General features: G+C 70.9%; 14 protein-coding genes. 7 read left to right on the forward strand and 7 right to left on the reverse strand.

Annotated features, from left to right (window positions below; translation table 11 throughout):
* Window positions 1-154 precede the first annotated feature (154 nt).
* From Ato02nite_RS24230 to Ato02nite_RS24240, 3 genes are read left to right on the forward strand one after another with little or no spacing between them, the layout of a single operon-like run.
* On the forward strand, window positions 155-400 hold the full coding sequence (locus Ato02nite_RS24230) for a hypothetical protein (RefSeq protein WP_213008904.1): 246 nt from the start codon (window positions 155-157) through the stop codon (window positions 398-400).
* Window positions 376-621, forward strand: coding sequence for a hypothetical protein (locus Ato02nite_RS24235; RefSeq protein WP_213008905.1), 246 nt, complete (start codon window positions 376-378; stop codon window positions 619-621). Before Ato02nite_RS24230 ends, Ato02nite_RS24235 begins: the two co-directional genes overlap by 25 nt.
* A 42-nt stretch (window positions 622-663) precedes the next feature.
* The gene (locus Ato02nite_RS24240; protein ID WP_213008906.1) at window positions 664-1,134 is read left to right on the forward strand and encodes a PNPOx family protein; all 471 of its coding nucleotides are present in this window, start codon (window positions 664-666) and stop codon (window positions 1,132-1,134) included.
* 38 nt (window positions 1,135-1,172) lie between these two features.
* Here Ato02nite_RS24240 and Ato02nite_RS24245 read toward each other — a convergent pair whose 3' ends face one another.
* From Ato02nite_RS24245 to Ato02nite_RS24255, 3 genes are all read right to left on the reverse strand, one after another.
* Window positions 1,173-1,853 carry an FKBP-type peptidyl-prolyl cis-trans isomerase gene (locus Ato02nite_RS24245; protein WP_213008907.1) on the reverse strand — a complete coding sequence of 227 codons (681 nt, stop codon included), beginning with the start codon at window positions 1,851-1,853 and terminating at the stop codon, window positions 1,173-1,175.
* 25 nt (window positions 1,854-1,878) lie between these two features.
* Window positions 1,879-3,228, reverse strand: a complete 1,350-nt coding sequence (locus Ato02nite_RS24250; RefSeq protein WP_213008908.1) for a reverse transcriptase family protein — start codon at window positions 3,226-3,228, stop codon at window positions 1,879-1,881.
* A 90-nt stretch (window positions 3,229-3,318) separates the two neighbouring features.
* Window positions 3,319-4,236, reverse strand: a complete 918-nt coding sequence (locus Ato02nite_RS24255) for an AraC family transcriptional regulator (RefSeq protein ID WP_213008909.1) — start codon at window positions 4,234-4,236, stop codon at window positions 3,319-3,321.
* Between the two features lie 59 nt (window positions 4,237-4,295).
* Between Ato02nite_RS24255 and Ato02nite_RS24260 the strand changes: the two genes are divergently transcribed.
* Window positions 4,296-5,207: an SDR family NAD(P)-dependent oxidoreductase gene (locus Ato02nite_RS24260; protein WP_213008910.1), complete on the forward strand. Its 912-nt coding sequence runs from the start codon at window positions 4,296-4,298 to the stop codon at window positions 5,205-5,207.
* On the opposite strand, the gene Ato02nite_RS24265 is transcribed toward Ato02nite_RS24260, so the two are convergent.
* On the reverse strand, window positions 5,141-6,775 hold the full coding sequence (locus tag Ato02nite_RS24265) for a glycoside hydrolase family 10-like protein (protein WP_213008911.1): 1,635 nt from the start codon (window positions 6,773-6,775) through the stop codon (window positions 5,141-5,143). The genes Ato02nite_RS24260 and Ato02nite_RS24265 overlap by 67 nt on opposite strands.
* A 55-nt stretch (window positions 6,776-6,830) precedes the next feature.
* Between Ato02nite_RS24265 and Ato02nite_RS24270 the strand changes: the two genes are divergently transcribed.
* Complete coding sequence (locus Ato02nite_RS24270; protein WP_213008912.1) at window positions 6,831-7,685, forward strand: NAD(P)/FAD-dependent oxidoreductase; 855 nt, start codon at window positions 6,831-6,833, stop codon at window positions 7,683-7,685.
* Here Ato02nite_RS24270 and glgA read toward each other — a convergent pair.
* A complete protein-coding gene (gene glgA, locus Ato02nite_RS24275) occupies window positions 7,667-8,866 on the reverse strand; it encodes a glycogen synthase (protein ID WP_246607362.1) in 1,200 nt (399 codons plus the stop codon). The two genes, Ato02nite_RS24270 and glgA, sit on opposite strands and share 19 nt — an antisense overlap.
* 123 nt (window positions 8,867-8,989) lie before the next feature.
* On the opposite strand from glgA, the gene glgC reads away from it, so the two are divergent.
* Together glgC and Ato02nite_RS24285 are read left to right on the forward strand one after the other, a co-directional pair.
* Window positions 8,990-10,222, forward strand: a complete 1,233-nt coding sequence (gene glgC / locus Ato02nite_RS24280) for a glucose-1-phosphate adenylyltransferase (RefSeq protein WP_213008913.1) — start codon at window positions 8,990-8,992, stop codon at window positions 10,220-10,222.
* Between the two features lie 83 nt (window positions 10,223-10,305).
* The gene (locus tag Ato02nite_RS24285) at window positions 10,306-10,893 is read left to right on the forward strand and encodes a dihydrofolate reductase family protein (RefSeq protein ID WP_213008914.1); all 588 of its coding nucleotides are present in this window, start codon (window positions 10,306-10,308) and stop codon (window positions 10,891-10,893) included.
* A gap of 205 nt (window positions 10,894-11,098) precedes the next feature.
* On the opposite strand, the gene Ato02nite_RS24290 is transcribed toward Ato02nite_RS24285, so the two are convergent.
* Both Ato02nite_RS24290 and Ato02nite_RS24295 read right to left on the reverse strand, forming a co-directional pair.
* Entirely contained in the window at window positions 11,099-12,097 is a 999-nt protein-coding gene (locus Ato02nite_RS24290; protein WP_213008915.1) for an AraC family transcriptional regulator, read from the reverse strand.
* Window positions 12,098-12,136: 39 nt separating this feature from the next.
* Window positions 12,137-12,451, reverse strand: a complete 315-nt coding sequence (locus Ato02nite_RS24295; RefSeq protein WP_246607363.1) for a phospholipase — start codon at window positions 12,449-12,451, stop codon at window positions 12,137-12,139.
* Window position 12,452 lies beyond the last annotated feature (1 nt).

Below are 12,452 nucleotides of genomic sequence, written 5' to 3' on the forward strand. Positions count from 1 at the left end.
GGATGTTTCGCGACGGCGAGCAGTTGCCCTACCGCGGCGCGATGGGCATGTTCGAACGGCTCCTCGCCGATGACGGCTACGACATGGCTGATCTCGTCGACGTGACCGACCAACCAACCGGCGACGGCGAGCGAAACAGGAGCGGTGTGACCCCGTGAGCGAACGGCCCGGGCCACGCCGACCGCGCACCACCGCCAAGCGTGTGCTGGTCGCCGGGCTGATCGACGTCGCCGCCGGCGGCGTCGCCTTTCTCATCGAGGACCTGGCCGGCGCGACGGACCTGTTGTTTCCTTCGCTGTACGTCGTCCTCGCACCGTTCGTGGCATGGCTCGCACCGAAGGTTTCCTACCGGCGCCGGGACGCACTCATCACGCCGTGGGTCCTTCCGATCGTCGCCTGATCTTCATCCCGCAGGGATTCCTGGGCGGCCCCGGCAAGAAGATCCTCGGTGACGTCCCCCGCGAGATCGTCTCCCTGGCCGAGGTCAAGATGGGCGTCATGAGCCTGGTCCGCATCGCCTTCGGCAACCAGGGCGAGGGCCTGGCCCTCACCTTCCCGCGGGTCGACCGGAAGAACGCCGAAGCCCTGGCCCAGGCCCTCCAGCCGGCCCCGGTCGCCTAACGACTGGTTGCGAGCGCATCCGCCATGCGGGAGAGTCGCCGTATGGCGGATGCGGCACCTCACGGGCGAGCCCGGACCCTCGCCTGGCAGGGCCTCGCGAACTCGATCGTCCGTGGCCTGCTGTGGATGCCGCTGCTGTCGCGGGGTATCGGGAAACGCCTGATCACGCTGTACGTGGTGGGACGCAAATCCGGAAAACGCTACGTCGTTCCGGTCGCCTACACCCGGCACGAGGGCACCCTGCTGATCGGAACGCCGTTCGGGTGGGGCCGTAACCTGCGCACCGGCGTGCCGGTCGAGGTCCGATTCAAGGGCCGGCGATGGGTGGCCGACGTTGTCGTCCACAGCGACGAGGACGCCGTGGTCGAGGACTACGCCGTCATGGCGCGCGACAACCGCAACTTCGCCAACTTCAACAAGATCGGCTTCGACGAAGGCGGCAACCCCGATCCGGACGACCTCCACCTGGCCTGGGCGGCGGGCGCCAGATCGTTCCGGCTGACCCTGCGCTGACCGCCTGGTGTCAGGCCGCAACGGCTGCGGCCGTCCGGTCAGGACGCGGACAGGACGTCGACGACGAAGCGCAGCGTGCCGGCCGGCCGGCCGCCGGTCGGGTGGTCGCCGTACGCCAGGTCGGACGGGATGTCGAGCTGGACCCGGCTGCCCACCTTGGTCTCGAGCAGGCCCTCGTCCCAGCCCTTGATGACGTTGCCGCCCCCGACCTGGAAGCTGAACGGCTCCGAGCGGCTCCAGGACGAGTCGAACTCCTTGCCGTCGCCGTAGGTCACGCCGACGTAGTTGACGTTGATCGTCTGGCCCGACTGGACCGCCGCGCCCGTGCCGGCGATGAGGGTCGTCGTCTTGAGCTTGCTGACGGTGCCGGTGCCGGCGGTGACGACCGGCTTCTTGCTCAGGGCCGGGTCGGCGCCCTCGGGAACCGGCGGGAAGGCCGCACTCGACGCGATCGCGTCGGGGGTGGCGGCCGCGCTCGCGGTGGCGGCGGTGCCGGGATCTGACGACGACTGGCCGATCCACACGACCAGCCCGACGACGAGGGCGAGCACGACCACCGCGGCGCCGCCGACCGTCAGCACCTGGCGGCGTTTCTGCCGCGCCCGGGCTCGTGCCTTGGCCGCCTTGGCCTCGGCGCGCTTCTCGGCCTTGGTCTTGAGCGGCTGTCCGCCGGCATTGCTGCGGAGCCGATCGGCGGAGCTCTTCACGGTGTCAGGCACCGAACGACAATACGACAACGAACGCCTACGCGAGCGCCCGGTCGAGCAGCCGGTGGAGTTTCGCGGCGCGGGACGGGTGGCGGTGGGACATCCACGCGACCCGGCCGGCCAGGTGGGCGGCGAAGTCGGGGTGGCCGTCGCGGTTCGCCGCGGCGAGCCCGTGGGTGGCCGCGTTGTGCAGGATGGCGCGCAGGCGGTCGTAGTCCTCGCGGGGCACGGCGGGGACGGCGTTGACGACCAGGCCGGTCAGCGATTGGCGCTGGGACCGGCTGCGGATCCGGGTCTTGCCGGGGTGAATCCGGAACCCTTCGTCGTGGACGATCTCGCCGGCGAGGGTGACCAGCCGGTCGATGCGGCCGCTGCTGATCGTGCCGGAGAAGGCCAGGTCGTCGGCGTAGCGCGCATAGCGAAGGCCGAACCGACCGGCGAGTCCGCTCAGCCGCCGATCCAGCCGGAAGGCGCACAGGTTGGCCAGCGCGGGCGACGTCGGCGCGCCCTGCGGCAGGTGCGGCCGGCGCAGCAGCGCGGCGAGGAACGGGTCGGGCGCGGCCCGCAGCACGTGCGCGGGCGTACGGGTGGTGGTCAGGGCGGTCAGCGCGTGCGCGACCGGCTCGGGATAGCCGATGCCCCGGAACAGGCCGTAGATCCGGGCCGCCGTGATGCTGGAGAAGAAGGCCCGCAGGTCCATCGTCACCAGCACCGGGCTGCCCGCGTGGAGCTGGGCGAAGGTGTGTGTTCCCCGGCCGGCCACGAACCCGTGGACGCCGTCGTGCACGGGCACCACCGACAGGATCTGGTCGAGCAGCCGTCGCTGCAGGGTGCGCAGGCGGGGCTTCGGCGCCTCGATGAGCCGGTGCGGAAGCCACGCGTACCGGTAGTGGCGTAGTTGTTCGTCCCGCGCCTGCCGGTTGATCTCGCGGCGGTCGGCGAACCAGTCGAGGGCGTCGCCGTCCAGGCCGAGGAAGGCGGCGAGTTCGGCGAGGTCACCGATCTCGGGGGCACCCCACCGCAGGCGTACGACGCGGGTCGGCACCACGAACCGGTGCCGGATGACGGCCCGCCGCACCGAGGTCCGCGGCGTGGTCGGCAGCCCGGCCAGGAACCGGCGCAGTTCGCGGGGCCGGTCGGCGGGTGCGCGCGGGTAGGCCAGCAGTACGGCGTCGACCAGTCGGCGGGCCCGCACCGGACGGCCCCCGGCCACCGACCGGACCACCGCGATCATGTCCGCGGGCCGCCAGTCCGTGGTGAGCAGGGCGTCGGCCAGGGCGCCCGCGACCTGGGCGCTGGGGGCAGCGTGTCCCGACGATTCCCGGTCGTGCCTGCGCCGAGCTGCGCGAAGCGCGGGAGCGCGCCGGCGGTGCGGTGCGGTAGTCAATCCTGCTTCCTCGGGGTTACCCCGAAGAGCCGCCGAGGTGCGGCGGCCAGCTCGGGACACGCTGCCACCGGGTCAGCATAGAGACCCGTGTCATCCGGGCCGGCGGTATTCCGTCGGTGACCGGCCGGTCACCCGCTTGAAGGCGGTGCTCAGGGCGCTCTCCGAGCCGTACCCCACGGCCCGTGCGATGGCCGCCACCGTCCCGTCGCCGCGCCGCAGGCGGGCGGCGGCCAGTTCGATCCGCCAGCCGGTCAGGTAGTCGAGCGGCCCCTGCCCGACCGCCTGTTTGAAGCGGGCGGCCATCGTGGACCGGGACACGGCGGCGACCGCGGCCAGGTCGGCGACCGTCCACGCGCGGGCCGGGTCGGCGTGCAGGGCGCGCAGCGCGGGCGCCACCACCGGGTCGGCGAGACCGCCGAGCCAGCCCGGGCCGGCCGCCGGGGCCTCGGCCAGGTGCAGGCGCAGCATGTGGATCAGCATGACCAGGGCCAGGTGCTCGGCCACCAGGCCGGCGGCGACGGGGCGGTCGCGCAGCTCGGTCTCGATCTGGCCGAGGGACCAGCGCAGGGCGGCGGCCGCCGGTGCGGAGGCGGGGACGTGCAGGACCGGGGGCAGGGCGTCCAGCAGCAGCTCACGGGCCCGGGCACCGAAGTCGAACCGGCCGCCGAGCAGGAACACGTCGTCGCCGGTGCCGGTGCGGGCGATGCCGTCGGGACCGGCCGCGGCGAAGACCGGGCCGGCCGGGGCGGGCGGCACGTCGAGGCCGCTGCTCAGCACGAACCGCTGGGAGCGGGTGAGCAGGAAGCAGTCCCCGGAAGCCAGCGGGTACACCACGCCGTCGACGATCAGCAGGCAGCTGCCGCGCCGCACGGCGTTGAACTTCACGGCCGGCGGCGGGTCGAAGTCGAGGGCCCACGCGCCGCCGGCGACCAGGGCGGTGGAGAGGCGGCTGCTGGTGCCGACGAGCGCGAGCACGTCCTCGAGCGGATCAACGGTTTGGACGCTCACGCAACTATCTTGGACCGCTGATCATTCCACGTCCAGTCACGCGGAGTGAAACTGAAGTCATGACACGAGTAACCACCCCGTTCACCGCCCGCACCACCGCCGCCGAGGTTCTGCCGGGAGTCGACCTGACCGGGAAGCGGTTCCTGGTCACCGGCGGCGGCTCGGGGCTGGGCGCGGCCACCGCCGCGGCGCTCGCCGGGGCGGGGGCCGCGGTTGTCGCGACCACCCGGAAGCAGCTCGACCTGAGCGACCTCGGCAGCGTCCGCCGGTTCACCGAGGCGTGGCGCGGGCCGCTGCACGGGATCGTCGCGAACGCCGGGATCATGGCGCTGCCCGAGCTGACCCGGGCCGCCAACGGCTGGGAGATGCAGCTGGCGACGAACTTCCTCGGGCACTTCGCGCTGATCACCGGCCTGCACGAGCACCTTGCACGAGATGCCCGGATCGTTCTGGTCAGCTCGGGTGCACAGATGGGATCGCCGGTGCACTTCGACGACCCGCACTTCGAGCACCGCCCCTACGACCCGTGGGCCGCCTACAGCCAGTCGAAGACCGCCGACGTGCTCCTGGCGGTCGCGATCGGGAATCGCTGGGCCAACGACGGCATCACCGCGAACGCCATGGCCCCCGGCCGCATCCACACCGCCCTGCAACGACACCTGGACGCCGGCACGATGCGGTCGATGGGCGCCATGGACGACGACGGCGAGCTGCTGCACCCGGAGAACTTCAAGACGGTCGAGCAGGGCGCCGCCACCGAGGTGCTGCTGGCCGCGTCGCCGCTGCTCGACGGGGTCACCGGCCGCTACTTCGACGAGGACAACCAGGAGGGGATCGTCGGGCAGAACGTCGCCGCCTGGTCGCTCGACCCGGACGCGGCCGACCGGCTGTGGGAGCTGGCCGCTCAGGCGCTGAACGGCGCGCTGGCCGGCCCCTCGTTGCCGGACCGGTCGAGCCCGGTCAGGCAGTAGGTGGCCCGGCCGGCCGCCGGGGCCGGGTCGGCGACCTGTGCGCCGGTGTGCCCGGTGGCGACCAGGGAAGCCGAGCCGCCCGAGACCCGGTAGAGCGCCCAGCTCGCCGCCTCCGGCCCGGCCTCCGCGGCCCGGGCGTCGAGTTTCAGCAGCGAACCGGACCGATGCGCCCCGGTGAGCGCCGGAGCGCCGGGCGGTGCGGCCGGTAGCTGCTTCATCACCGGGACCAGAGCGGGCGCGGCGTAGTGATCGTCGAAGTAGCGCTTGACCGAGCCGAGCCGGTTGGTCCGGACCGACTTCGCACTGAAGTGGACCTCGCCCTGTACGCCGGCCTTCTCGTCGAGGGCGAGGTGCCGGCCGAGCTCGGCGGGGTTGCTCCAGGCGCCCTTCTCCCCCACCCGGTAGTCGGCCTGCCCGATCCACAGCTGCACCTTGCTGCCCTTGACCAGGTTGACCCACCACGGCAGCAGTTTCGCGTAGTCGGCCTTGGCGAACCCGATGTTCCAGTAGAGCTGCGGGACGATGTAGTCGAGCCAGCCCTCCCGCACCCACTTACGGGTGTCGGCGTAGATCGCGTCGTACGCCTCGAGGCCCTTGGAATCGGAGCCGGCCGGGTCGGTGGTCTTGTTGCGCCAGATGCCGAACGGGCTGATGCCGAACTTGACCCACGGCTTGAGCTGCTTGATCCGGGTGTTCATCTCGCGGACCAGGGTGTCCACGTTGGCCCGCCGCCAGTCGGCCCGCGATTTGCCCTTGCCCCACTTGGCGTAGCTGGCGCCGTCGGGGAAGTCCTGCCCGGCTTCCGGGTAGGGGTAGAAGAAGTCGTCGAAGTGCACGCCGTCGATGTCGTACTTACCGACGGCCTCCAGCATCGCGTCCTCGACGAACTTGCGGGCGGCCGGGTTGCCCGGGTCGAAGTAGAGCCGGCCGGTCCTGCCCTTGGGATAGGCGATCGCCCAGTCGCGGTGCGCGAGCAACGGGTGGCCGGGGGCGAGCTTGGCGAAATCGGCGCCGGGACCGTCGGGGCCGGGCTGCGTCCCCCGGTACGGGTTGAACCAGGCGTGGAACTCGAGATTGCGGGCATGCGCCTGCTGGACCATGTAGGCGAGCGGGTCCCACCCGGGTGATTTCCCGTCCCGCTTGCCGGTGAGCCACTCCGACCACGGTGCGTAGTCGGACGGCCAGAACGCGTCGCCGCTCGGCCGCACGTGCACGAAGATCGCGTTGTGGTGCTGCGCGACCGCCACGTCGAGCCAGCCGTCGTACTCCGCCTTGACCTGCGCCTCGGACAGCCCCGGCCGGCTCGGGAAGTCGATGTTCATCACCGTGGTGAGCCAGAAGCCGCGGATCTGCCGGGTCGCCTCGAGCGGCACCCCACCACATTTTCCGGCGACCACCGGGCCGTCGGTCGGGACCGCGATCGGCGCCGCCGACCACCTGCTGTCCTCGACCGCGGCCGGTGAATAGATCGCGGCGCGGAGCAGGCCGAGACCGAGAACGGCGACCGCGAAGAGCACCGAGACGAGCGCGAGGGTCAGCCGAACGGGGGGTCGGCGGCGGTGGAGCATGGGGAACAGTCTGCCTCGTGCGTGCGAGAGGTCCCGCCGCCGTAAGTTTTCTGGCATGACCGTCGTTGTGGTGGGTGCCGGGATCGCCGGCCTCGCGTGTGCCCGTGAGCTGCTCGATGCCGGACTTCCGGCCCGGGTGATCGAACGAAGTGACATCGTTGGCGGCCGTTTGGCCAGTGAGCACCTGGACGGGCGGTGGGTGGACACCGGCGCCGGCTACCTGACCGCCGACGACCCGGCCTTCCTCGGCCGGCTCCAGTCGTGGCGGATCGCCGGCCTGGCCCACCCGTGGACGGACACGCTGCGCGGCCAGCAGGGCCCGCCGACGATGCGCTGGGCGGCCCCGGGCGGTCTGAACAGCCTGGCCCGCGATCTGGCCCGCGGACTCGAGATCACGCTGGGTACGGAGATCACCGAACTGCCGGAGGCCGCGGCGGTGGTCCTGGCGATGCCCGGTCCGCAGGCGGCCGCGATCCTCCCCGAAATCGAACAGCAGTCCTGGTCACCGGTGGTGACGGCGATTTTGACGTACGCCGATCGCACCTGGCCGGACTTCGCCGGGGCGTTCGTCAACGACCACCCGGTGCTCGCCACCGTGATCGACGACGGCGATCGCCGCGGCGACCGCGCCCCGGTGCTGGTGGCCCACTCGACCGCCGGTTACGCCCGCGAACACCGGACCGGCCAGCAGCTGGCCGAGGCCGTCGGCGAACTGCTGAACATCAAGGAGGAACCCGAGATCAAAACCCGCTTCTGGCCGTACGCCCAGCCGCGCCCGGGAAGCGGTGGCTTCGCCCGGTACGGCAACGTCTACCTCTGCGGTGACGCCTTCGGCCGCCCGCGGGTGCAGACCGCCTGGCTCAGTGGCCGGGCGGCCGCCCGCGCAATTCTTCAGAGCACCGAGTTGTAGACCTCGAGGGTGTCGGAAGCGATCCGGGACCAGCTGAACTTCTCCACCGCCCGGCGCCGCCCGGCCACCCCCATCGTCGCGGCCCGCTGCGGATCCCGGATCAGGGTCGTCATCGCCGCTGCCAGATCGGCCACGAATTTCTCGGGCGACACCGGCGTACCCGTACCGTCGGAAAGCTGTTCGATCGGCACCAGCAGGCCCGTCTCGCCGTCCGCGACCACCTCGGGGATGCCGCCCGTCGCGGTAGCGACGACGGCGGTCTCGCAGGCCATCGCCTCGAGATTGACGATGCCCATCGGCTCGTAGATGGACGGGCAGACGAACACGGTTGCGTGCGTGAGCACCTGGACGACCTCGTGCTTGGGCAGCATCTCCTGCACCCAGATGACGCCGCGCTCGTCGCGGGCCCGGCGCAGGTCGTCCGCGAGGCCGGCGACCTCGGCGGCGATCTCCGGTGTGTCCGGGGCGCCGGCCAGCAGCACGATCTGGGTCTCGGGCGGCAGATCGTGGCAGGCCCGCATCAGGTAGGGCAGGCCCTTCTGCCGGGTGATCCGGCCGACGAAGACGACGCTGGGCCGGTCGAGGTCGATGCCGAGCCGGTCGATCACGTCGGTGCCGCGGTCGGGCGTGTACTGAGCCGTGTCGATGCCGTTGTAGACCACGCGTACCTTGTCGGGGTCGACCGTGGGGTAGGCGGTGAGCACGTCGCGCCGCATGCCGCCGGAGACCGCGATGATCGCGTCGGCGTTCTCGATCGCGACCCGCTCGCAGAACGAGGACAGCGCGTAACCGCCGCCGAGCTGCTCGGCCTTCCACGGGCGCAGCGGCTCGAGACTGTGCGTGGTGACCACGTGCGGGACGCCGTGCAGGAGCTTGGCGGTGTGCCCGGCAAAGTTCGCATACCAGGTGTGACTGTGCACGATGTTCGTGCCCTCGCAGCCGGCCGCCATCGCCAGATCGACACCCATCGTGCGCAGCGCCGCGTTGGCCCCGGACAACTCGGCCAAATCGGGGTAGGCGGTGACCCCCGGCTCGCTGCGCGGCGCGCCGAAGCAGTGCACCCGGACGTCGGCCAGGGGCCGCAGGTCACGAGCGAGATATTCCAGGTGGACGCCGGCCCCGCCATACACCTCCGGCGGGTACTCCCTGGTGATGAGGTCGACGCGCAGCGATGTTGTCACCCCTGCGAGCCTAGTGCGTCGGAGCGGAACCGGCGCGGCGCCGCGCAAGATCAGGTAGCCTGTCGTTCGCCGAGTTGCCTTCTTCGGCTGGCATTAGTGCTGGCGGAAAGTTAGCGTCCTTCCATGGCTGTCAAGGTGCTTGCGATCGTTCTGGCCGGTGGCGAAGGAAAGCGCCTGATGCCCCTCACGGCCGACCGGGCTAAGCCCGGCGTGCCCTTCGGCGGCATCTACCGCATGATCGACTTCGTCCTGTCGAATCTGGCGAACGGCGGCTATCTCAAGATCGTCGTGCTGACCCAGTACAAGTCGCACTCGCTCGACCGCCACATCACCAAGACCTGGCGGATGTCCACCCTGCTCGGCAACTACGTCACCCCGGTGCCGGCCCAGCAGCGCCTCGGCCCGCGGTGGTTCGCCGGCTCGGCCGACGCGATCTACCAGAGCCTCAACCTGATCAACGACGAGTCGCCCGACTACGTCATCGTGTTCGGCGCCGACCACATCTACCGCATGGACCCGAAGCAGATGGTCGAGGACCACATCGCCTCGGGCGCCGCGGTCACCGTGGCCGGCATCCGCCAGCCCAAGGCCGACGCCTGGCAGTTCGGCGTGATCGACGTCGCCGAGGACGGCCGTCGCATCAAGGCCTTCCGGGAGAAACCCCGCGACGCCGAGGGCCTGCCCGACTCCCCCGACGAGGTCTACGCGTCGATGGGCAACTACGTGTTCACCACCCGCGCCCTGTGCGAGGCGGTCACCAAGGACGCGCAGAACCCGGACAGCAAGCACGACATGGGCGGCAACATCATCCCGATGCTGGTCGAGCGGGGCGAGGCCAACGTCTACGACTTCCGCGACAACAACGTGCCCGGCAGCACCGAGCGCGACCTCGGCTACTGGCGCGACGTGGGCACGCTCGACTCGTTCTACGAGGCCCACATGGACCTGATCGCCACCCTGCCGATCTTCAATCTCTACAACCACGAGTGGCCGATCTTCACCAACTACGGTTCGTGGCCGCCGGCGAAGTTCGTGCACGGCTTCGACGACCGCCAGGGCCGAGCCATCGAATCGATGATCTCCCCCGGCGTGGTGGTCTCCGGCTCCCTGGTGGAACGCTCGGTGGTCTCCCCCAACGTCCGCATCAATTCCTGGGCGCACGTGGAGGGCTCGGTCCTGATGGAGGGCGTCTCGGTGGGCCGGCGAGCGGTCCTGCGCAACGCCATCATCGACAAGAACGTGGTGATCCCCGAGGGCGCCCAGATCGGCGTCGATCTCGACCGCGACCGAAAGCTCTACACGGTCTCCGACAACGGCATCGTGGTAATCGGCAAGGGCCAGAAAGTAGAACTCTGACCCACGCTCCACACGGCGATTAGTCTCGGGCTCGGGGGCGGTCTGTCTCTTCGGAACCGCGCAACGAGCTCGAGGAGATCGTCATGACTGCTACCTACACGTTCGACGTGTTCACCAGCCTGGACGGCTTCGGCACCGCCGACGGCGGCGACTGGGAAGGCTACTGGGGCAAGCAGGGTCCGGAACTGCTCGCCCACCGCGCCGACGAGTACGAACCGGCCCAGCGGCTGGTGCTCGGGGCCAACACCTACCGGGCGTTCACCGAGCTGCTGGCGGCCGGCACCGAGGAGACCGTGCACGACGCCTGGGTGACCCGGCTGCGGAACCTGCCCGCGATCGTCGTGTCGAACACGCTCGAAGAACCGCTCGACTGGCCGGACGCGACCCTGATCAAGGGCGACGCCGTCGAGGTCGTGGCGCGGCTCAAGGAGGAGTCGGACGTGCCGCTGCGGTCGCACGGCAGCCTGTCGATGAACCGGGCGCTGATGGCGGCCGGCCTGGTCGACCGGCTGCAGGTGACGGTGTTCCCGGTGATCACCGGGCAGTTCGGCAACAACCCGGTCTTCGCCGGGGCGGCCGACTTCGACCTCGAACTGCTCGAGACGCGGACTCTCGACGGCCGCACCCAGGAGTTCATCTACCGCCCGGCCGTGCACGTCCACACCCGCTAGAGATTCAAACCCTTTTCCGGTACGGGCAACACCGTCAACAAGCGGGCCGGGCCCGCCCGTAGCGGGCGCGCGGAGGGTGAGCTGCACCGGCCGGGACCGCGTGCCACGGGACTGAGCCGGCCCGTACGGAAAGATTGAAAGCGCGAGGAAGCTGGGGCTGAGTCTCCGTCCTTTCTCGACAGCATGCCCTGACCCGGAATGATCTCTAGCGGCGTTCCCGCAGGGTCTGGGACGGGGAGACGCCGTAGCGCTCGCGGTAGGCGCCGGCGAAGCGGCCCAGGTGGGTGAAGCCCCAGCGGTAGGCGACCTCGCTGACGTTCACCTGCCACGCGTCCGAGCGGGACAGCTCGGAGTGCACCCCGTCGAGGCGCACCCGCTTGAGGTAGCTCAGCGGGGATATGCCGACGTGCTGCCGGAACGCCTCCTGCAGCACCCGCACCCCGACGCCGGCCACCGAGGCCAGGTCGCTCGCGGTGAACTGCCGCCACGGTTCGGCGTGGATGGCGTCGAGGGCGCGTTTGACCGTGCGCGGCCGGCGCGGGCCCTGCAGGCCGGCCGGCTCGTCCACGCCGTAGGGGTGTTCGATCGTCAGCGCCAGCCCGCTCACCACCATGTCGCGCCAGCGGGCCGCCATCCGGGGCTGCCGGATCAGGCCGTCCTCGGAGCACAGCTCGGTGTGCAGCAGCCGGACCAGCGCCGACCAGGTGCGGCCCGGCCCGTCGACCAGGTCGAAGCTCTCCCCCAGCAGCAACGGTGACATTATCCGCTGGTCGAGGGTGGCGTCGAGCTCCCGTTCGAGGGCGGCTCGGTCCACCTTGACCGACATCAGCCGGCAGTCGCCGGGCCAGTCCAGGTCGATCGCGCCGACCGGGCGGTACACGGCGGCGCGGGTCGCATCGGCCAGCACGGTGGTGCCTCGGTGCCGGGACCGCAGCGTGCCGGTCAGCGGGGCGAGCACGTGGTAGGCCGTTTCGAGGTCGGCGATGTTGACGTGGATGTCGGAGCCGTAGCTGATCTTGCCGACGGTGACCGAGCCGATCATCACCACTTCGCCGTGAAAAGCGAACCCGCTGAGGTCACCGACGGGGGTGACCTCAAGCGGGCCGTAGAACAACTTGCGGCAGAACGCGCGTGCCTCGTCCACGTCGCTCGTCTGCAACGCGACGTGGACCGGTGTGTTCGGGGCCGCGGCCGAGCCGACCATGCCGTCCACCCTAGACCGAACCAGCGTGGACGGCTGGGCTCAGGCGGCCGCTACCTCGGCGGGCCAGGAGAACTCGGCGACCCCGGCGTCGGGCACGTCGACCTCGGCGAGCGGTGTCACCGGGTTCTGCCAGACCGTGTAGCGGCCGGCCGGGAGGCTGTCGATGACGACGCTCCAGATCACCCCGGATCGCACGTAGCGGGCTCTAACCGCAGCGTGCGTACGGTGCGCCGGATCGTCGACCGGGCTGACCTCGATCTCGTGCCCGTGCAGCCGGCCGGGGGTGTGGATCACCAGGGCCCCGATGCCGGCCCCGATGTTGAGGACGACCGTGCCCTGTCCGGACGGCGCCATC

This window comes from Paractinoplanes toevensis, from assembly GCF_018332695.1.
Taxonomy (GTDB): domain Bacteria; phylum Actinomycetota; class Actinomycetes; order Mycobacteriales; family Micromonosporaceae; genus Actinoplanes; species Actinoplanes toevensis.

What these genes read in the sequence shown, in the direction of transcription:
- Ato02nite_RS24240 (WP_213008906.1), top strand. Translation starts at nt 664, where the DNA reads ATGGCGGATGCGGCACCTCACGGGCGAGCCCGGACCCTCGCCTGGCAG.
- Ato02nite_RS24260 (WP_213008910.1), top strand. Translation starts at nt 4,296, where the DNA reads ATGACACGAGTAACCACCCCGTTCACCGCCCGCACCACCGCCGCCGAG.
- Ato02nite_RS24265 (WP_213008911.1), bottom strand. Translation starts at nt 6,775, where the DNA reads ATGCTCCACCGCCGCCGACCCCCCGTTCGGCTGACCCTCGCGCTCGTC.
- Ato02nite_RS24270 (WP_213008912.1), top strand. Translation starts at nt 6,831, where the DNA reads ATGACCGTCGTTGTGGTGGGTGCCGGGATCGCCGGCCTCGCGTGTGCC.
- glgC (WP_213008913.1), top strand. Translation starts at nt 8,990, where the DNA reads ATGGCTGTCAAGGTGCTTGCGATCGTTCTGGCCGGTGGCGAAGGAAAG.
- Ato02nite_RS24285 (WP_213008914.1), top strand. Translation starts at nt 10,306, where the DNA reads ATGACTGCTACCTACACGTTCGACGTGTTCACCAGCCTGGACGGCTTC.
- Ato02nite_RS24290 (WP_213008915.1), bottom strand. Translation starts at nt 12,097, where the DNA reads ATGGTCGGCTCGGCCGCGGCCCCGAACACACCGGTCCACGTCGCGTTG.
- Ato02nite_RS24295 (WP_246607363.1), bottom strand. Translation starts at nt 12,451, where the DNA reads ATGGCGCCGTCCGGACAGGGCACGGTCGTCCTCAACATCGGGGCCGGC.